This window comes from Idiomarina ramblicola (genome assembly GCF_003987255.1).
Classification (GTDB): domain Bacteria; phylum Pseudomonadota; class Gammaproteobacteria; order Enterobacterales; family Alteromonadaceae; genus Idiomarina; species Idiomarina ramblicola.
Genome location: NZ_PIQC01000004.1, coordinates 17,207 through 36,860 on the forward strand (window position 1 = coordinate 17,207; position 19,654 = coordinate 36,860).

The window sequence follows — 19,654 nt, forward strand, 5'->3', positions numbered from 1 at the left end:
GTTACTGCCGTTGCTGATACAGCGGCAGTTCAATCCTGACACACAAACCGCCTTCAGGGCGGTTTTGCAGTTTTATATCACCATCGTGACGATCAACAATGCGCTTAATAATCGCTAAGCCGAGCCCTGAACCAACACCACCACGCGCTTTATCGCCCTGCGTGAAGGGTTCAAATAACTTGTCTTGTTGCTCTTCAGGAATACCCGGGCCATCGTCGGTTACCCGGAACCAAACGCGTTTTTGCTTTTTATCATGACCGGAGCTCACCACAACGCGATGCTTGCCGTAACGCTCAGCGTTTTCCAGCAAATTGATGATCACGCGTTTCATCGACAGCGGTCGAAGCCAGACTAACGGCAGTCTCCCTAATTCGAGTTCAAATTGCTTAGTCCAGTTGTCCGGCACATTAGCCACGGTTTGCTCTATTAATTCATTCAACGATTCTTTGCTGCTGCATTCTTGCTGGTCAAGACGAACGTAATCAATAAACTGGTCGATGATATCGTTCATATCATCGATATCTTCAATAATGCCCTGCGCCAGAGAGTCATCTTCCTGTGGCATCATTTCAGCAGCCAGCCGAATTCGAGTCAGCGGCGTTCTCAAATCATGCGAAACGCCAGCCATTAGCAGGTTACGGTCATTTTCGAGCTCGCGGATACCGCGCGACATTTGGTTAAACGCCCGGGTTACCGCCATGATCTCACTGGCCCCTTTTTCAGGCAGTTGTTCAGGAAACTCGCCCCGGCCAACTCTGCGAGCCGATTCTTCCAGTGCTTTTAACGGTCGGTTCAGCCAGTTAGCAAACAGCATCCCGCCAAACACACTCAAAAGACCAATAAGCACAAGGTACATCACTAGTGGCGAAAACTGCCCTTGCTGCATACTTTCCAGTGGTACTCGTATCCAGAAATCCGGCGCTCGGGGGGGCTTTACCCACAAGTAAAATTTTTGCCCCTGAGCAACCCGAACGTGTGATTCGCCACCCAGCATGTCGCTCATATCGTCTGACAAATAACCATAATAGGTCGAATTGCCCAAGCCTTGCTGCTCAGCTTCAGCATCATTAAACACGTCAATGCCAGTGGCTTCCGTATAATAAGACATTAACTCCCGCTCTGTTTCTGCTGAGTGCTGGCGGGGAATGAACATGGTACGGATATGTTTAGCTACCAGTTCATTAATTTGTTCTATGGAGGGTCTGACAACATAATTGCTCACCATCACGTAAGAGACGAGCTGGTTAATAAGCAACACTAAGGCCAGCAGCGCAACCGTGCGGGCAAACGCTGACTTGGGGAAAAGTTTCATCAGGACTTCAGTTGACCATCCGGCACAAACACGTAGCCTAAGCCCCAGACCGTTTGTATATAACGAGGTTTGGTCGGGTCGACTTCCAACATGCGGCGTAAGCGCGATACCTGAACATCAATAGAGCGTTCCAGCGCACTGTAGTCACGGCCTCGGGCCAGATGCATTAATTTGTCGCGGGAAAGCGGCTGACGGGCATTACTGACCAGGGCTTTTAGTACCGCGAACTCACCACTGGTCAGCGGCATTGGTGTATCACCCTGGAACATCTCGCGGGTTCCCAAGTTCAACCGGAACTCACCAAACGTCACTTCCTGGTCTTCCTGCGACGGCGCACCAGGCGCTTCGGTGCCACGGCGGCGCAGCACAGCTCTGACTCGAGCCAGCAGCTCACGAGGGTTAAAAGGTTTTGCCAGGTAATCGTCGGCGCCTAGCTCGAGACCAATAATGCGATCAACTTCGTCACCCTTTGCTGTCAGCATGATAACCGGCAGGTTGTTTCCCTGACTGCGTAAACGTTTACAAATAGACAAGCCATCTTCACCCGGCAACATCAGGTCTAATACCAATAAATTAAAATTTTCCCGGGTCAGTAAACGGTCCATTTGCTCCGAGTCTTGTGCAACTCGTACCTGAAAGTTCTGCTCAGTAAGGTAACGTTCCAGCAAACTTCGAAGTCTTGCGTCGTCGTCCACTACCAAAATTTTTAATGTTTCCTGCATCATCAGTTTTGTTTTCCAAGCTGCTATGCCTTAATTACAAAGATACACCGCTTAAGCGCGTTATAGAAGCTAGCTTCTGTTAGCAAATGTTTCTGATTTCAACCAAAAACTGACGGGCTCAGGCCGGGCAAAATAGTATCCCTGGAACCGAAAACACCCCATTTGCTGAAGCTTCCGTAAATGTTCTTCGGTTTCCACTCCCTCAGCAATAATGTCTAAGTCCAGGCTTTTGCCTAGCGCAATAACGGTACGCACAATGGCTTCATCGCTATTATTGGTGTGTAAATCGCGAATAAAAGACTGGTCTATCTTCAGCGAATTTAGGGGCAAGCGTTTGAGGTAACCTAACGACGCGTACCCCGTACCAAAATCGTCTAACGCAAAAGTGATACCCAAGGTTTTAAGCCGCTCCATGTTAGCCGCCGTACGCTCAATATCATCGATTAACATACTTTCTGTGACTTCTAACTCAATCAATTTACCGGATAGGCCTGTTGCCCGTAGACGTTCTTCAATATCTTCGACAAAACCCGGACTTTTAAACTGACTGGCACTGACATTGATTGCCACTCGCGCGCTACAATCGGGAGCTGAACGCTGCAGTTCCGCAATGGCAACCAGTACCTGATCAAGTACCAGTCTATGCAGATCAGGCATTAACCCCTGACTTTCTGCTAGTGGAATAAACTCCGCCGGAGAAACCCAACCAAGCTCATCATCGCGCCAGCGTAGCAAAGCTTCAAAACCTAAACAGCTTAAAGTCGAATCAGTTGACAACTGCTGGTACTGCGGCTGTAAGTAGACTTCCAGAGACTCCGCTTTTATCACCTTTCGTAAAGCTGCAAGCAGTTGTTGTCGGTAATTAAATTCTCGCTGTATTCCGGTGTTAAAAAACTGCAGCTTCGATGCGTTGTCTTCTTTTGCCTGCGATAATGCCAGGTCAGCAGCTTGCATTAAATCGCCCGTACTTTGCGCATCGGAAAACAAGGTGATCCCCATACTCACTGACACTGACTCCACGCTGACTCCCAGCTGATAGGGCTCCCCGAGACATTCTAAAAGCACTTGCAAACGGTGACGCAGATTATTGTCGTCCCGTAAATTGTGGGCCTTTTCACTTTTCAGTAACACCATAAACTCATCCGAACCTAAACGTCCGGCGTTATCGGCCTGACGTAGTTCAGACTCTAGCCTTTGACCAAATAAGATCAGCAGTTCATCCCCGGTATCATGGCTAAAGCTGTCGTTAATTTTCTTAAAATGATCAATGTCCAACAGAACCAATACGCCATCCTCCCCACCTCTCTGGTAGCGAGCAAACTCCTCATTCAGGCGCTCCAGCATAAAGCGTCGATTGGCCAAACCCGTTAAGGGATCAAAGTAAGCCAGAGACTGAATTTCTTCTCTCATGCTCTGATACTCTGAGATATCAGAAGAAATACCACACAAACCGGTCACTTGATTTTGTGCGTCAAATAAGGGGACCTTTACCGACCAGTATTGGTGCAGCTCTTTCTCTCCGGGCAGGTTATTCACTTCTCCCTGAGCTAGCCTTTGTCCACTTTCCAGTACTTTACTGTCATAACTCTTAAGCTGATCGGCCGTGGTCTTATCAAACAGGTCATAATCTGTTTTACCAATAACGTCCTTAAGCTCCAGCTTAAACAGCTTTAAAACCTGCCAGTTCGCATACTGATATTTAAGGTCTTTATCCTTGATGTAAATGTAGGCTTCGACGCTATCTAAAATGGTATTTAAGCGGTACTTGCTTTGAGCCAGGGCTTTTGTTTTCTCTTTCACCTTACGCCGCAGCAACTGATTAAAGCCAATAAAGGCCAGCGCCAGCAACGTCAGTGCGGCTATTATCCACCAGACATAAACAGGAATCTTTATATCATTTGTCAGTGAAGTCCAGCGCTCTATAATTTGGTAATAAACCGAATTGTCACCCGCCTTCAGGCGTTTCAGCTCTTTGTCTATAGCCGCCAAAAACTCTGGGCTCGAGCCCGGGGACATAGCGAAAAAGAGTTTGCTGGGCATGAACATAATGGGCGTCATTTCAACATTGCGATCAGCCACCTGTTGATTACCAAAAAACTGGTTGGTTGCTACTGCGTTGGCCTTACCCGTCAACACCGAATCAAAGCCTTCACTGAAACTCTGCACAGGATATAGTTCGCTTTTTAACTCAAAACTATCAATGAGTTGCTGTAGATACTCTTCCTGCACGGATCCCTGCAAGACCGCAACCCGCTTGCCGTTTAAATCTAGTAAGTTGGTGATTTTTTCTTCTTTAGACACGTAGAGCTGAGACCAACTGAGTAGAGCCGCTTCTTCATGAAAATTTGCCCACTCAGCTCGCTTATCAGTCTTGGCTACATCAGGCAGAATATCAATACTGCCCTCACGCAAAAACCTCAGGCACTGCTCCCAATCACACTCAACCGGCAGCAGTTGCCAATTGTTGCGCTCGGCAATCACCGTTAATAGTTCACCATGAATACCGCTTAACTCTCCGTATTCATCGAACATGATTTTTGGCGGATTATGGTACACACCCACTTTGAGTGCTTTATCCTGCGCCATTAAAGGCATCGCCGCTAATAACAGAAAAGCAGTAACAAGAAGGTTTCGCAAAAAGGTACCTTAAGTTAATAAGTTGTATAAGCCTAGAATAGGCCTATTTCCACTTCGAGAAAAGCCCTGTTACTGCTGCGGACATTTAGTTATCAATAACTCACTTTCTAAGGAAGTAAGGTAAAAATAGAAGCAACGCAAGTAGACTGACAATAAGCCCGACATAAATCCCGTAACTTAACGCCGACAGAGTAAATGCGGCGTAGTAAAAAATGTCGAGCAGAAGGTATGCCAGAAAAGCGCGTTTGAACCAGCTTTGCTTTGTCCAGAGTCCAACCAACAAAGCCAACTGAAGCGGCACAAAAAGCACCAGTTTCCAGGGCAAGCCGTACAAGATCAGCTTTTGTATACTATCGGCGTCCAGAATCATGGAAAACGCCATTTCGTAACTGCTGGCTATGCCCTTGATAAACAGACCAAGGTAAAAGAAGCTGAATGTATAAATTAACCCCATTACAAGATAAACGGAAATCAGCTTCTTTGGCACGTTCGCGCTCGGCGTTGATCCGCTCTGAGTTGCCTGCCGGGTCGCTACAACCACCACGGCAATAACGTACAAAACCTCGGATGCAATATAGAGAAGGCCACCAAACACACCCGCGTCAATAGATCGGGCTATGCGCGACGGTGTCGGCCAGGGTAGTTCAGAATAAACGCCAACCAGATGCAAGACACTAGCCAGCATAACCTCTAGTTCGTAGGCAATTGCATCAAACCATTCCATGGGGTAGGTCAGAATATTCGCTAGGTAAATTTGTGATACGGCGCCGACAACAACAGCAAGGCCTAACAGAGCCATCATTCCGGCCGCTGGTGGCATTTGACGGGTTAAAGTAAAATGCATAGCAATCATTAGCAGGTAAATTCCTTTATATTTTTTTGAAAACTATACCTTTTCTTACACTGTAAGTCTTGCACGCCTCTTCTCAATTTCGCATAAACTAGAAGTAAGCTAGAGTGATCTAAAGCTACTTTAACTCGTAACTAGGCACAGACATCTACTAGTTAACAAGGACACGTTATGACCACCTATAAAGCTATTAACCTAATTAAACGCCCAGAACCGGGCCCAGTCACAGCGGACGTATTTGACGTTGTGGAAAAGGAACTACCCAAGGCGGGTTCCGGTGAAATACTCATTAAACAAACGCAAATGTCACTGGACCCTGCCATGTTTGGCTGGATGAGTCCGGATACCGAAAGTTATATTCCACCCGTTGAGTTGGGAACGGTTATGCGCAGCTCGGGTGTCGGTGAAGTTGTTGAGAGTAACCATCCAGACTTTAACGTCGGTGACCGCGTCATGGGAATGATGGGCTGGCAGGAATATGCCCTGAGCAATGGCCAGGGTATTAATAAAGTGCAGGCCGATGTGCCCGACGAGACCATGCTGTCGGTATTTGCGTTGCCCGGCCTGACGGCCACACAAGGGCTGTTTAATGTTGGTAAACCTAAAAACGGTGAGACTTTGGTGGTCACCGGCGCCGCAGGTTCGGTCGGCTCAATTGTCGGGCAGTTGGCTAAAGCCGAAGGGCTAAAAGTTATTGGCGTTGTCGGCAGCGATGAAAAAGCCAACTGGATTGTCAACGAACTGGGGTTTGACGGTGCCATTAATTACAAAACCGGTGACTTACACGACCAGCTAACCAAGTTGACCCCTGAAGGCATAGATTTGTACTTTGAAAACACCGGTGGCCCCATTCAGAATCTGGTCGTTGAACGCATGAACGCCCATGGTCGGGTGGTGGTCTGCGGCATGATAGCCGACTACGACAAAGAAGTACCAAGCCCGGGTCCAAGTTGGGTACCGGTCATTAAAAAGCGCCTGACCATTCAGGGCTTCACAATGCCGGATCATTTCGATGAAATCCCGAGCTTGCTAAGTAAACTGACACCTTATGTTATGTCAGGAAAAATCAAACACCGTTCACACATTCTTGAAGGCCTGGAATCTGCCATTGAAGGCTTAAACTTGTTCTTCTCGGGTGAAAACAAAGGCAAATTGATTGTTAAGCTGTAAGTAATTCGCTATGTCGCTGACGGTTCGAACAGGTTTTTATAGAACAGTTATTCAACTGCGGTATCACAAAAACAATTGGAGGGTGGCGTCATAACCACCCTTTCAACTTTGATTAAATACCGTAGGTATTTAACGGGCATGAAACCAGTTACTCATTTGGAATAAGAGCCAGCAAATCAGTGACGCCGATATCGACACCCGCCTGTGAGAGTAACGTAGTGGTTTGCCCTCGGTGGTGTGTTTGATGATTAAAAATATGAACCAGTAAACTAAATAGCACCTTCTTAAACTCAGTGCCTTTGGTATTTTTGTAGGTAATTATTTGTTGCAACTCGCTGTCCGTTACGACCTTAGATAAGGACAGGAATAGTTTGTCGAGATGTTGCCTGTATTCAGCCAGTTCTTCGAACTTTGGATAAAGAATGGCATTCAATGTTTGAGGCATAGGTAGCCGGGAAAGCGCTTTAAGTTCACGGTGGTGGCTTAAGTCGGTAGACAGACGCTTTAACCAGATGGTATCAGCCACGGCCAGGTGATTCAGTGTGCCTATTATCGATCCAAAGAATGCCCCTCGGTCCTCGCTGAGTTGCTCGTTAGATAGCTGAGAGCATGCACCATAGAGTTTTAGGTTCATCCAATGGTTATACTCGGCCATAAGACAAACGTAACTGTTCTGTAGCACAGGAGTTTCTCCTTAGATTTATTTTTCAATACCTCAAACGAGTCTGTTTTACTAACTAACGAATTTAGACATCGCACAGCTATGCGGTCGTTCACTTTCTTTAAGACCCGCTTTAACTCCTGCTCTATTTCTTTCCGGCAAGTTTTGACTCGCTTTCAATTTACCTGTCAGCGTTTCAACTTCTATCTCTATACCAACAATAGCTTTGATTAAGCGGTCGGTGAAATTCTCAGGGGCGTCATCTACTTGCCAAGGTTCCTTCATTCCAGACTCATGTTGGTCCGTTAATTCCGTTAAATGTTGTTTCAGCCAAGTTGCATCTTCAACGATTCTCGCTTTCCCGGCAGCATGCACAGCCAGGTAATTCCAGGTTGGTACAACTCGCCCTGTTTCTGCTTTAGAGGGATACCACGAGGGAGAAACATATCCGTCCGGCCCCTGAAAAACAGCTAACACGCGGCCACCATTTTTAAGACGCTGCCATACCGTGTTATTACGTGCCACGTGGCACTGAAGCGTTCCAAGAGACTCACCTTCTTTACAAATTAAATGGAATGGAAGGTGGTTTGCCTCAATTCCATCTTCATCGGCAATAATCAACACCCCAAAACCATAATCGCGAATATATTGGTGTAGCTTTGCGTTGTCATCTTCCTTGAAGTGCTTCGGTACGTACATTTTCTAATTTCCTTACAGGATGCTTTTCTCTGATTCCGCCTGCCACAATCCGGGGTAATCTGTAACAAAACCTGCGTCGTTCACCTTCAGCGTTGAAACAAATGAGCCGCCTGCTGATTCGTATCGATACTCCCTTTCCGCATCCCGTCGATACGTCTGTGGTAAAACCTTTAATTCAAATGATGGGAAGTGTAGCCAGGCGGCATTAACTTCAGATTCCTGGCCGATGCCGAGCGCAAGCCGGCGAATTGGGAGAAGGTTCGTAGACGGACTAAAACCAAGATCGATGTCGACGCAGCCGGACAATAAAGGCAGAGCCGTTCCATTTAGGAACCACCGCTTATCAGCATCGACTTCTAAGTCGATAGCCACCTTTTTGGCTCCTATTGTGCCATGCACATTGACCAATTTCGTCGACCATGATGAATCACATATCACTGAATAGTCTATCCGGCACGGGCTGCCGTCGTAAGAGAAAATAGCTGTGCCGGATAACTCCCAGCTTTTCTCTTTTGGCGTAAGGTTTGCCACTTCGTGTCCTGAGTGTTCGAGCTTACGCCAGATTATAGAATCAACCATGGTATCCTCTCAACTAAACACCCTAAGTACACCCATCAACGTACTGTATACTAACGAGCCAATCGATTTTGAACGTCTTTTTTCAAGCAACTCGGGGATAACAGTAAGCCCGTTATGCAGAAGCTTCGCACGCCATATAATCAGTGACAAAATTTTCACTGAATATATTGTTTGAGAAATGCTCACTTTTGACGTCGTAAATGGAATAAAGAATAGCAACTTGCTGTAGCTAACCTCACTCCCAGAGGTAATAACGAACCGGCTTGTAAGGCGATCATAGGATACCGTTATTTGCGTATCTCCCAACTGATGGGTTTGTTCCTGGATTCTTTTAAACATGGTTATGCTTTGTCTTTCCATTAAAGGCGCATCGCTTGCTTTATCAATGAGCGTAATCTTTGGAATTCTCTGGCCCAGAGCTAACTCATTAAATGCAACGCCCGGATTGACAACCCAATGAATTAGCATTGGATGAGGCAGTCTCCATACTTTGTATTTGTCTTTATCGAATTCCATTTCTTATTTCTAGTTAGCGTCGCTTGCTTGTCTCGAAAATACTAGACTAATACCCGCTAGAATTCCTGCCAACAGAAGCCAGAAAACAACGATCGATAACCACACCATCATTGGAGCCTCATTGACCCCAAATTCGCTGAACATCATTGTCTGGTCACCAAACAGGTGTTCTAACCCGAGTAAAAACGGAACATTTACCCAAGCTGCCAACCACGCAATGAGCAAGACAGGTTCTAACCCAATCTGCATAAAAACAGGGGCAATAATTGGCGGTAAATTAAGCAATACGGAAAGTATTAATAGACGCTTCACAAAGGGGGTTAGCTTGAACATCCTCACATCCTTTTGAGTTGATAACGCCTCCAGCATAGATGATAACCTTTAATAAAAGAACCTATTTTCTTACAACCACAGCTTCTTGCTATCAATCCATCGGATAGACACGGCGTACCAATAAGCGAAGCTCCAGAATACGAAAGTCACTTTATAGTGGCGTTTCTTTCCATAACAAAGTTTTTTAGCTTTTGCCCACGAAGAGTGACGACTTGCTCTTCAATCACTTTGAACCCGAAGCGCTCATAAAAAGGACGAGCGGTAATACTTACTTCAGAGTAAAAGCGCTTAACCCCACGCGCCTGACCTTCCGCTAAAACGTATTCCATTAAGCGTCGGCCAATACCTTTCCCCTGATACTCATAGTGGCAGAAAAAGTGATCAATTAAGCCGTCATTTTGAAGGTCTGTATAACCCACTATTTTGCCTTCTATCTCAGCAACAAACGGAGAAATTGACCGCATTTTATTCGTCCAGACTTCGGCATCGGGCGAGTCCGGCGCCCAGGCCTCTACTTGTGCCTGAGAGTAGTCTCGAACATTAATATTGCGAATTGTATGGTAGAAAATCGCCCACAACGCATTCGCATCGGATTCTTTATAACCTCGAATTTTTATCATGATGATTCCGTCACAGTCGACTTTCTACTCTTTCCCCACATGGCTATGAGGCAAACACACGAACCAATTTTCTCACTAAGCTCACGCAAAGCATTGTTATGAATGTGACAACAAAAAACTGACCAAACATATGCAATGCGAGCTTTGGCCAAAAATTCATTTCTTCTGTAAACAGCGGGTGCCAAACATAGATTAACGTTAAATTTCCTGGGAACAGCAATACCTGGATACCAGGCATTGGCCCACCCCGCAGATCCCAAAAATTCCAGCTGATCGCAAATGATACTAATCCAATAATTAGAGAAATCAGGCCAGCATATAACGCCATAGTGGTTGTTTTTATGCGCCCATCATTCATTACCCGTAATATTGACTTCATTGTCAGGCGGTATCCAATGCCATATTGAAGAATCGGTCGTCTTCACTAACCACCTTGAAACCAAACCGTTTGTATAGATTATGCGCAGAACTGATTTTGAAAACCCGTAACCGAATCTGTTGCGCGTGAGATTCTCTAGCCAAACGAAATGACTCCGTTAGAGCAGCGGCACCAATACCTTTATTTTGAAACGGTTCACTCACCTGAAGATCTCTCAGATAGCAACCACCGTCGTCAAACTCCAGACGGAGGGCGCCAACCACCTCACCATCAAGCAAAATATCCCAGTTCTGTAAGCAGCTTATTTGCTCCACTATTTTCGGCTGATCCCAGTCGACAGAATAACGCTCGTAGTAGGAGCGCATATTTTGATAAGTGATATCTGCAGATTTCGATAAGTTCGTCGTGGGTTGGTATGAAATCATCGCGAGTATCCATCAGAGCCATTACGCCATTCACCCACGGAAGTATCATCTTCCTCTTCGCGAAACATCACCACTCGATTCCTGCCCTCGCGTTTGCCTACATAAAGCATTTCATCTGCTCGCGTTATAAGAGAATCGAGGTCAACATCTTCGATATGCGCTATGCCAATACCGATGGTGACGCTCAGGCGTAGCTCACTTAATTCATCGGTGAACGGCAGTGCTTCAACATTTTTCTTCAGACGCTCTGCCACAGCTTGCGCGTCGCTGGGACTCGTATGCGGCAGACCCACCACAAATTCTTCGCCACCAAAACGTCCTATCACATCTGTGGGGCGCAGAGACTGCTCACAAACCTCTGCTATTTTGGTTAAAATCAAGTCGCCACGGGTATGTCCCCAAGTATCATTAATGCGTTTAAAGTGATCCACATCTATCATAAACAGGCAGAACGGTGTTTTTTCCAACTGCGCTCTTTGCAAGAGCGCTTCAGCCCGCTTCATAAAATGACTCCGGCTATCAACTCCCGTTAAAGCATCTCGCTCAGCCACCATACGTAACTGCGCCTCCAGCGATTTCCGATGCTTAATTTCTTTAAGTAAGTCTCGATTTTGGTCTCGCTCTTCATGAAGTAGTGCGAACTGCTTGCGCTGCAAGGACTCCAGACGCAATAAGGCACAGTAGCCTACGATATTAGCCATTACCAGCAACAGCGCCAGACGAAGCGCATCGGTCGGTGAAATTCCCGCGTAAATGACGGCGGCGGCCAAAAAACCAACACTTAAATAAAGGCTCGCTAACGCTGCCACGGTAAGCAAATTCGGAATCAGAAGGTAAAAGGCCATGATAGCGACCACCACCGCGGTGATCTGAGTAAGGAGACTTTCGGGCCGCAACGGAATAATTAAGATAATGCCGGTTGCCAGTATCCACAGCGGTAATGCGTGCAACCAGGCCTTACGGGAATAACTGCCGCTGCGCCCAATAACAACGGCAAGCAATAAACAGAGGCTAACCACGGCAATGCGCATGGTAAGCAGCAGATAATACTCACGGGTTAAGCCCAGCAGGTTGTAATCGGTAATGCCGAACATGGCAAAGACTACAGACACTAAAATTAACGCAAGGCGCGATTCAAACCGCACCCTGGTTTCAATTGAGCTACGATATTTTGACTCTTTGCTATCGTTGTAAAACTGCCCCGTGAGCCAATGTATGTCATCTTGTTTTTGTTGTTGTGACAACGCTTTTACTTCCTGTGTAAACGATACTGTCTTGCATACCTAATCTAGCAACTTTTTAAGAATATCACACCGCTATTGCCCGCCGAATAAAAACACGTTTTCCAAAATATTATTGGGACCGGCAACCTAACCTTTTAACCCCTGAATTGATTTTTTGGTGTTATTAATATGCTCAGCCAACGCATCGAGTAGTTTTTGAAACTCAGCTGATTTCTCACCAAGCTGGGTCTCTTTGACCACATCAGCCAGCTTTTCATCTTCCTGCAGGCATTTATCTAAAATAGCGTTTTTGGAATTGTCGGTAAAAAACTGGGTCAGTCCCCCTTCGATTTTTTGCAAAAGCTCTTTGTCGGGGTCCGGGTTAGCCGGCAGTTCGCCTAATTTCTTAACAACATCTTGAAATGGTTCAATATAGGAGGCTCTCTCATTGGCAATATTACTAAGCTGACTAGCGAGGTTATCGTCCTCAACCACATTCGCTATCTCGCGGTAGTAATCTGCTGTTTCGATGACTAACTTAAGAATTTCAACGCCATCGGCTTCATTATCTGTGCGTAATATCGACATATTAATCCTTGTTTATATTAGGCAGTGGCATATCGCCAACAATAACTTCAATAGCCTTTGGGATCACTTCAAACTCAGCCGGAGTATCGGTTTTAAACTCGCCGTCAGCCTGAATTCGCTTAGGTCTGGAAGTTTTAATACTAATTTTACAGGCCTTTTTACAGACAACCCGCTCTGCCGTTTCCAAATTACCGTTACGAAAATTGACTCCCAATAATAACAACCGCCACCACCGTATTGGCTTCAAGCAGAATAAGTTCAGTTGTTCATCCAGTAGTGTGGAGTCATCATCAACAATATTTCCGCCACCGTAGTAGCGGCCATTACCCACCGCCAGATGAATGGCTCTTACTGAGTCCTCCCAACCATCCGCTTTTATCGTCACTCTAAAACTCTTATTACGCTTTACAACGCTGGTAAACGCGCCCAGATAAGCAAATACACCAAAATACTTCTTCATTTCTGATGTCAGCTCACGGGTGACCTCTACGCCTAAGCCAACATGAGCGACATTCACAAAGTAATTATTGTTCACCTTGGCCAAGTTTATGCGCTCTCGCTTGTCGTCAATAATAGCCCGTGCGGCTGCGACAACGTCCTGTGGAAGCCCCAGCGAACGCGTAAAATCATTCGCCGTACCCATAGGCAAAATGGCTAAGGTTTGTTTGCTTTTATAAATCGACTCCAACGCCGAGCTGATGGTTCCATCGCCCCCGGCAACAATGACTATGCCTTTCTTTTCACGGTAATTTTCAATGCAAGAAGCCATGTGAGATGGACTTTCAGTGACGCAAACCTCGACGTCGATGCCGGAATTTCTGAGCAAGTCAGTAGCTTCTGTTAGCTCCTCAGAATGCCCATTCCGACTTTTCGGATTGATAACTAACAACGCATGCTGCAATGTCTTGTCCCTTCCTATTAAGCGCTGATTTAAATATAAGCGGTTTATTCAAAGGCTTCAAAGCGCTGACGAAATATTTACGTCACTGTGTTCGGTGACGCAAATTCACGGAATTATCCTGAGAGTAAAAAAGATTACGAATTCGACTTTTTGGCTTCTTGTCAATTAGAACATCTTGCTGCCACTTACCAAGCTTTTTGTCGGTACGATGGATGCAGCGCCCAGTAAATAAATTCATTACGAGCAATAGGAGTTAGATTTTCCCATAGAGGCAACGTTTCCTTTTTCTGACGCAGGGTATTTGCCAAATCAGCAGGCATTTCATGTACAAGACCACCGGAAATTTTAGACATAATTTTTCGATCTACTCATTGCTTTCTTTACGCGGGTTCCTCAAAGCTATCTTTCTGATCTGCCCAGCTCAGAAGCGCGTCCAGAGCAGGGCATAACGCCTGCCCCCATTCTGTCAGCCGGTATTCAACCTTAGGCGGCACCTCCGGATAGACCGTACGATGCACAATCCCGTCAAACTCAAGCCTTCTCAGTTGTTGCGCCAGCATTTTTTGCGATATATCAGGGATCAGTCTCTCAAGGTCAGAATAACGTTGCACCTTACCGTCGAACAGATGAAACAAAATAATCAGCTTCCAGCGCCCCTCTAACAATTTAATGGCTTTAAGCGTATCAGCCGCTGCAGTAGAAGGCATATAAATCTTTCTCATGTGTAAGTAACTTACTTTTTTGTGCGTTCTTGATTATTAGTAAGCCTAAGCAGAAACTTGCTGTTCAGCAACTTTTCAACAAGGAAAATTGACATGACTATTCAGCTACCCGATACCATAAAAAGCTACTTTGAAATGAGCAACGGCTCGATTCCCATCCAAACAAGTGAATGCTTTTCTCAAGATGCCGCGGTACTAGATGAGGGCGGTACCTATCAAGGTCATACTGCTATTGCTTCGTGGATTAAAGAAACACGGCAAAAGTATGAATTTAGCTCAAACCCAATAAAGATGACAACGAAGGATAAGCACCAGATTGTCGAAGCAGAAGTCAGTGGAAACTTCCCAGGCAGCCCGGCCTTACTCACTTATTCATTTTTACTGAGCGATGGCAAAATTCAATCTTTGGAAATTTCGTGACGGTAGTCGAAACTCATGTGATCGCAGACTCGGCGACTTGCCAATGAAAATACGTTCTCAAATGCTGTTGTTACCCTTTGCCAGTCGCGCGGTGTCTCGATCTATCAGAGCCCTTAGCACAGACGTAAGGTCGTCATAATCAGTATACTTTTTACCATACGATAGGTTGAAGCCGTAGTTAAAGTCGCCTGGATTCTTGCCTTGGGTGTGCTGCAATACAGTTTCGAGCTTATCGAATGCTTTCGCCAACAATGCTTCATCCGATGAAGCGTCCTCATACTCATCCCACAGCATGAGAACTTCATCCTGGAGGTTGGTTGGCAGCGGGCGGATCAGTAGTTCCAAATCCCTCCGCTCTTCCGCCCCTTTATCGACGCCCTCAACTTGGTCAACAGCGGCAATGTCACCGTTTATCGCCTCACCCAAATCGTGAATCACGCATATTTTCATTAACTTCAATATATCGATACCAGGATACTGCTTGGCGAACAGCATAACCATCAAGCATAACCGCCAGGTGTGCTCGGCTGTACTCTCGTGCCTGCCATTCGATGTTCTTGATGAACGTAATGTATTTTTCAACTGCTCTGCGCCTCTGAGGAACTCAAGAACACCCTCTAGATCTGATTCTTTCATAGCGTGTGTTTTCTCTCTTCAACGTCGTTCATTTGCGCTTCCTGACTGGAAATAAGCCAAACCAAAACGCAGCCTCAAAGGCGAAACCAAGAATGATAAATACAAATAATCCCGTTTGATTGCCGAAACTATATGACGATATCGCCGCTATCAGCAATGCGAAAGCAATGAGGTATCGATAGAGCTTTTTCATGTTAATCCTTTGTCTTAATAGCGAGTGTTGCCTTTCCTGAGTATTACCAGACATTCCCAAGCCCAGCGTTAAGACGTAAGAACAAACAGCGCCAGTAAATATGACAGCAACTAGGTCTTGCCAGTCAAATACTCCGGTACCCAAAAATGGCTGAACAATTTCATAGATTACACAGCCAACCACGCCCGCAACCGCGTTGCTTATTGTTTTTTGTTTCAGATCTTTTGAAATACCTAATAAAGTAAATACTGCAGCAACCGTACCCGTTATACTAGGCAAATAATCAGCTAAGCCAAAGTCAGCAATATCATTGGCGTACGACCAGTCCCGATATAACGTATCAGCCAAACTCGTCAACACAATAAAACTGATACCTATTATTAAAAATACCGTGCGTCTATTACGCATTTATCCTCTCACATACCTCTCCGTCCGTTTTCCCGTCAAGCTCAAACCTACTATAAAAGCCAGACGTAAAGCGCGTTTTATCTCGTAGTTGTTAGTGTATTATCTAAGATGTCCAGAATAAATGAAACGCGCTTTTCAACAGGACTAAGCGGCACTTCCAAAGCTTCATAGCCCCATTGCAGATACCACCTCTTAATACCGTCGTACACTTCAATAGCTTGTTCAAACGTTTGATCGCGCTCAGAATCGGTGACATAGATATCTTTCCACGGAGGTAGAAGAAATACGACCCTATTGTATGGAAAATCTTGCATGTACTGCTCTGCCTGCTCATGGGTCAACGCGCTCTCCGCATCAAGCATGTACAGCGCGTCCGGCACACCTCTATCAAAGAACGTGTAGCAACCTTTATCGGCCTTTCGATACTTTGCGATATCTGCGCTTAGTATCTCATGGGCAAACGAGATCGGTTCTGGGCGAGGCGACAACCCCGCCGTTAAACGCTCTTTGATTATCTTCCGGGCAGACTCCGGTGCGAAGTTGTATCCACGCTCCGCCAGAGCAGCAAGGATTGTTGTTTTGCCGCCGCCGGGTCCGCCGGTGACTACGAATCGATTGTTCATTTAATCTTTAACATTGCTGGGTGGAGCCTTATTTGAGCAATAACCTACATAATAGCTTATATACAAAACTTACATATCCTTACCAATCCCCCATTTCCCTCAAACCCATAACCCAGTAAAATCCCCGTTTATCATTCAACGCAGGCAGTAACGAATCAGCGTATGAAAACCAATTTAATTACCCTTGGCGGTTATGAAAAGTTACAACAGGAGCTTGAACACCTTTGGCGGGTTGAACGCCGCGAAACGGTGGAGAAGGTCTCCTGGGCGGCGAGCCTCGGTGACCGGTCTGAAAACGCAGACTACAAATATAACAAACAAAAGCTACGCAAAATTGACGGCCGTATTCGCTACTTAACCAAGCGCTTGGAGCAGGTAAAAGTGGTGTATTATTCTCCACAACAGGATGGGAAAGTGTTTTTTGGTGCCTGGGTAGAAATTGAGGACGAGGATGAGAATGTCCGCGCCTTTCAAATTGTCGGCCCGGATGAGATTTATGATCGCAAAGACGCGGTGTCGATTGATTCGCCTATGGCGCGCGCCTTGCTGAAAAAGCAGGTGGACGACGAAGCTGACGTAACCACACCACAGGGCACTAAGACCTGGTTCATTAATAAGATAAGTTACCAACAGCCCGCTTAGCCAATTCGTGATAGTATTCGTCCCCATTATTTGTCGTAAAGTTTCAAAACTAAGAGATGTACTATGAGCCAGATACCGCAATTACTTGCTAATGAACTGAAGGTTGATGAACGCCAGATTTCGTCTGTTATCCAATTGCTGGATGAAGGCTCAACGGTTCCCTTTATTGCGCGCTACCGTAAAGAAGTGACCGGCGGCTTAGACGACACTCAGTTGCGTCAGCTGCATCAGCGTCTGAACTACCTTCGCGAGCTGGACGACCGCCGCCAGGTGATTCTTAAGTCCATTGATGAGCAAGGCAAACTGACCGACGAACTGACTCAGAACATTAAAACCGCAGACTCGAAAACCGAGTTGGAAGATTTATACCTGCCCTACAAGCCTAAGCGCCGTACTAAAGGCCAAATTGCTATTGAAGCGGGCATTGAGCCGCTGGCGGACTTGCTGTGGAAAGACCCAACAAAGAACCCGGAACAGGCTGCAGCTGACTACGTTGACGCCGACAAAGGCTTTGCCGATGCGAAAGCGGCACTCGACGGTGCCCGCGCCATTTTAATGGAGCGCTTTGCTGAGCAAGCGGAGTTACTTAAACGCTTACGCTCGCACTTATGGCAGAACGCGCACCTAACCAGCACCGTTGCCGCCGGTAAAGAAAAAGAAGGTGCGAAATTCCGCGACTACTTTGAGTTTTCTGAGCTGTTTAAAACCATTCCGTCGCACCGCACGCTGGCCTTACTGCGTGGCCGTAACGAAGGTTTTTTACAGCTTTCTATGGACGCCGACCCGGGCAGTGAAGATAAAACCGCAGGCTCACATTGCGAAGTGATTATTGCCGACTTCCTGAACTTTGAGCACAAAGGCCGCGCTGCCGATGACTGGTTGCGTCAGGTTATTCAATGGACCTGGCGGGTGAAATTGTCGCTGCACATGGAAACCGAGCTAATGGCTCGCGTGCGCGAGCGTGCCGAGGAAGCCGCCATTCAGGTATTTGCCAGCAACTTAAAAGACTTGCTGATGGCGGCCCCTGCCGGTGCCAAAACCACTATGGGCTTAGATCCTGGTGTTCGTACGGGTGTTAAGGTTGCGGTGGTAGACGAAACCGGTAAAGCGGTTGCCACTAACACGGTATTCCCGTTCCAGCCACAAAACCAGATGGATAAATCCATGCGAACGCTGGCCACCTTGTGCAAGCAGTACAAAGTGGAGTTGATCAGTATTGGTAACGGCACCCATTCACGCGAGACCGACAAAATGGTCGGCGATATGCTCAAGCAGCACAGCGACATTAAAGCCACAAAGGTCATTGTGAACGAAGCCGGTGCCTCGGTTTACTCAGCATCTGAACTGGCTGCGCAAGAGTTTCCGAATATGGACGTGTCGCTACGTGGGGCCGTATCTATTGCCCGCCGCTTGCAGGATCCGTTGGCGGAATTGGTGAAAATTGAGCCTAAATCTATTGGTGTTGGTCAGTACCAACACGACGTTAGTCAGTCACAACTGGCGCAGAGTCTGGATGCAGTGGTTGAAGACTGCGTAAACGCGGTGGGTGTGGATGCCAACATGGCGTCTGCGGCTTTGCTTCAGCGCGTGTCAGGTTTGTCGAAAACTCTAGCGAAGAATCTGGTTGAACACCGCGATGCGCATGGTGCGTTCCGTAACCGTAAGCAGTTGCTGGATGTTGCGCGCATGGGGCCAAAAGCTTTTGAACAGGCCGCGGGTTTCTTACGCATTAATAACGGCGAGCAGCCACTGGATGCCTCTTCGGTTCACCCCGAAGCCTATTCGGTGGTTGAGCGCATGGCGAAAGCGAATGACTTACCGGTTCAGGAACTGATTGGCAATCATTCATTAGTTAAGAGCCTTAACGCCAAGGACTACACCGACGAGCGCTTTGGCTTACCTACGGTCACCGACATTCTTTCTGAACTGGAAAAACCCGGCCGTGACCCGCGTCCGGAATTCAAGACGGCAGAATTTAAAGAAGGCGTTGAGAAAGTCAGCGATCTTAAGCCCGGTATGTTGCTGGAAGGTGTAGTGACTAACGTTGCTAACTTTGGTGCCTTTATCGATGTTGGCGTACATCAGGACGGTCTGGTACACATTTCGGCACTGGCCGACAAGTTTGTCAGCGACCCACGCGAAGTGGTGAAAGCTGGTGATATTGTGAAAGTGAAAGTACTGGAAGTGGACATTGAGCGTAAGCGCATTGGTTTAACCATGCGCCTGAGCGATGAAACACCTGCCAATACCGCCAGTAGTGATAAACCTAAGGCGAAAACCGGTAACGGTCCTAAGAAAAAGTCCTCAGGTAATGGTGGTCGTGCGCCACAACCACAAAATTCGGCTATGGGCAGTGCACTGGCCGATGCCTTTAAAAAAGCGAAAAAAGATTAAA

At 46.6% G+C, this 19,654-nt stretch carries 24 protein-coding genes; 4 read left to right on the forward strand and 20 right to left on the reverse strand.

Features of this window, described 5'->3' with window-relative positions:
* Nucleotide 1: 1 nt before the first annotated feature.
* From envZ to CWI78_RS05625, 4 genes are all read right to left on the reverse strand, one after another.
* Complete coding sequence (gene envZ / locus CWI78_RS05610) at nt 2-1,312, reverse strand: two-component system sensor histidine kinase EnvZ (RefSeq protein WP_126781087.1); 1,311 nt, start codon at nt 1,310-1,312, stop codon at nt 2-4.
* On the reverse strand, nt 1,312-2,037 hold the full coding sequence (ompR, locus tag CWI78_RS05615) for an osmolarity response regulator transcription factor OmpR (RefSeq protein ID WP_157982697.1): 726 nt from the start codon (nt 2,035-2,037) through the stop codon (nt 1,312-1,314). The genes envZ and ompR overlap by 1 nt, the downstream gene beginning before the upstream one ends.
* 66 nt (nt 2,038-2,103) lie before the next feature.
* The gene (locus CWI78_RS05620; RefSeq protein WP_126781089.1) at nt 2,104-4,671 is read right to left on the reverse strand and encodes an EAL domain-containing protein; all 2,568 of its coding nucleotides are present in this window, start codon (nt 4,669-4,671) and stop codon (nt 2,104-2,106) included.
* 100 nt (nt 4,672-4,771) lie between these two features.
* On the reverse strand, nt 4,772-5,524 hold the full coding sequence (locus CWI78_RS05625; protein WP_126781091.1) for a hypothetical protein: 753 nt from the start codon (nt 5,522-5,524) through the stop codon (nt 4,772-4,774).
* Between the two features lie 168 nt (nt 5,525-5,692).
* Here CWI78_RS05625 and CWI78_RS05630 point away from each other — a divergent pair, with 168 nt between their 5' ends.
* Complete coding sequence (locus tag CWI78_RS05630) at nt 5,693-6,691, forward strand: NADP-dependent oxidoreductase (protein ID WP_126781092.1); 999 nt, start codon at nt 5,693-5,695, stop codon at nt 6,689-6,691.
* 148 nt (nt 6,692-6,839) lie between these two features.
* Here the strand turns inward: CWI78_RS05630 and CWI78_RS05635 are convergent, their stop codons facing one another.
* The 13 genes from CWI78_RS05635 to CWI78_RS05695 all read right to left on the reverse strand — a co-directional run bounded on the left by CWI78_RS05635 (nt 6,840) and on the right by CWI78_RS05695 (nt 14,337).
* On the reverse strand, nt 6,840-7,373 hold the full coding sequence (locus CWI78_RS05635; protein WP_244213080.1) for a DinB family protein: 534 nt from the start codon (nt 7,371-7,373) through the stop codon (nt 6,840-6,842).
* Between the two features lie 51 nt (nt 7,374-7,424).
* Nucleotides 7,425-8,051: an FMN-binding negative transcriptional regulator gene (locus CWI78_RS05640; RefSeq protein WP_126781094.1), complete on the reverse strand. Its 627-nt coding sequence runs from the start codon at nt 8,049-8,051 to the stop codon at nt 7,425-7,427.
* A gap of 12 nt (nt 8,052-8,063) precedes the next feature.
* Nucleotides 8,064-8,630, reverse strand: coding sequence for a putative glycolipid-binding domain-containing protein (locus CWI78_RS05645; RefSeq protein ID WP_126781096.1), 567 nt, complete (start codon nt 8,628-8,630; stop codon nt 8,064-8,066).
* Nucleotides 8,631-8,639: 9 nt separating this feature from the next.
* Nucleotides 8,640-9,146 (reverse strand): hypothetical protein, encoded by a 507-nt coding sequence (locus CWI78_RS05650; protein ID WP_244213081.1) that lies wholly within the window; start codon nt 9,144-9,146, stop codon nt 8,640-8,642.
* Between the two features lie 9 nt (nt 9,147-9,155).
* Nucleotides 9,156-9,515 carry a hypothetical protein gene (locus CWI78_RS05655; RefSeq protein WP_126781098.1) on the reverse strand — a complete coding sequence of 120 codons (360 nt, stop codon included), beginning with the start codon at nt 9,513-9,515 and terminating at the stop codon, nt 9,156-9,158.
* Nucleotides 9,516-9,625: 110 nt separating this feature from the next.
* Entirely contained in the window at nt 9,626-10,099 is a 474-nt protein-coding gene (locus CWI78_RS05660) for a GNAT family N-acetyltransferase (protein WP_126781100.1), read from the reverse strand.
* 43 nt (nt 10,100-10,142) lie between these two features.
* Nucleotides 10,143-10,478: a hypothetical protein gene (locus tag CWI78_RS05665; RefSeq protein ID WP_126781102.1), complete on the reverse strand. Its 336-nt coding sequence runs from the start codon at nt 10,476-10,478 to the stop codon at nt 10,143-10,145.
* Nucleotides 10,479-10,480: 2 nt separating this feature from the next.
* Nucleotides 10,481-10,903, reverse strand: a complete 423-nt coding sequence (locus CWI78_RS05670) for a GNAT family N-acetyltransferase (RefSeq protein ID WP_126781104.1) — start codon at nt 10,901-10,903, stop codon at nt 10,481-10,483.
* Nucleotides 10,900-12,147, reverse strand: coding sequence for a GGDEF domain-containing protein (locus tag CWI78_RS05675; RefSeq protein WP_126781106.1), 1,248 nt, complete (start codon nt 12,145-12,147; stop codon nt 10,900-10,902). The genes CWI78_RS05670 and CWI78_RS05675 overlap by 4 nt, the downstream gene beginning before the upstream one ends.
* Nucleotides 12,148-12,273: 126 nt before the next feature.
* Nucleotides 12,274-12,714 carry a DUF2383 domain-containing protein gene (locus CWI78_RS05680; protein WP_126781108.1) on the reverse strand — a complete coding sequence of 147 codons (441 nt, stop codon included), beginning with the start codon at nt 12,712-12,714 and terminating at the stop codon, nt 12,274-12,276.
* 1 nt (nt 12,715) lies between these two features.
* The gene (locus CWI78_RS05685) at nt 12,716-13,615 is read right to left on the reverse strand and encodes a lipid kinase (RefSeq protein ID WP_126781110.1); all 900 of its coding nucleotides are present in this window, start codon (nt 13,613-13,615) and stop codon (nt 12,716-12,718) included.
* 185 nt (nt 13,616-13,800) lie between these two features.
* Nucleotides 13,801-13,968: a YdeI/OmpD-associated family protein gene (locus CWI78_RS12950; RefSeq protein ID WP_244213082.1), complete on the reverse strand. Its 168-nt coding sequence runs from the start codon at nt 13,966-13,968 to the stop codon at nt 13,801-13,803.
* Between the two features lie 27 nt (nt 13,969-13,995).
* Nucleotides 13,996-14,337, reverse strand: a complete 342-nt coding sequence (locus tag CWI78_RS05695; protein WP_126781112.1) for a winged helix-turn-helix transcriptional regulator — start codon at nt 14,335-14,337, stop codon at nt 13,996-13,998.
* Nucleotides 14,338-14,430: 93 nt separating this feature from the next.
* On the opposite strand from CWI78_RS05695, the gene CWI78_RS05700 reads away from it, so the two are divergent.
* Nucleotides 14,431-14,757, forward strand: a complete 327-nt coding sequence (locus CWI78_RS05700; RefSeq protein WP_126781114.1) for a nuclear transport factor 2-like protein — start codon at nt 14,431-14,433, stop codon at nt 14,755-14,757.
* Between the two features lie 57 nt (nt 14,758-14,814).
* Here the strand turns inward: CWI78_RS05700 and CWI78_RS05705 are convergent, their stop codons facing one another.
* The 3 genes from CWI78_RS05705 to CWI78_RS05715 form a co-directional block, all read right to left on the reverse strand.
* Nucleotides 14,815-15,393, reverse strand: coding sequence for an HD domain-containing protein (locus CWI78_RS05705; RefSeq protein WP_126781116.1), 579 nt, complete (start codon nt 15,391-15,393; stop codon nt 14,815-14,817).
* A gap of 28 nt (nt 15,394-15,421) precedes the next feature.
* On the reverse strand, nt 15,422-15,994 hold the full coding sequence (locus tag CWI78_RS05710) for a hypothetical protein (protein WP_126781118.1): 573 nt from the start codon (nt 15,992-15,994) through the stop codon (nt 15,422-15,424).
* 77 nt (nt 15,995-16,071) lie between these two features.
* Nucleotides 16,072-16,617, reverse strand: coding sequence for an AAA family ATPase (locus CWI78_RS05715; RefSeq protein WP_126781120.1), 546 nt, complete (start codon nt 16,615-16,617; stop codon nt 16,072-16,074).
* 162 nt (nt 16,618-16,779) lie between these two features.
* On the opposite strand from CWI78_RS05715, the gene greB reads away from it, so the two are divergent.
* The gene (gene greB / locus CWI78_RS05720) at nt 16,780-17,259 is read left to right on the forward strand and encodes a transcription elongation factor GreB (protein ID WP_126781122.1); all 480 of its coding nucleotides are present in this window, start codon (nt 16,780-16,782) and stop codon (nt 17,257-17,259) included.
* Nucleotides 17,260-17,322: 63 nt separating this feature from the next.
* Nucleotides 17,323-19,653, forward strand: a complete 2,331-nt coding sequence (locus CWI78_RS05725) for a Tex family protein (RefSeq protein ID WP_126781124.1) — start codon at nt 17,323-17,325, stop codon at nt 19,651-19,653.
* Nucleotide 19,654: the final 1 nt, after the last annotated feature.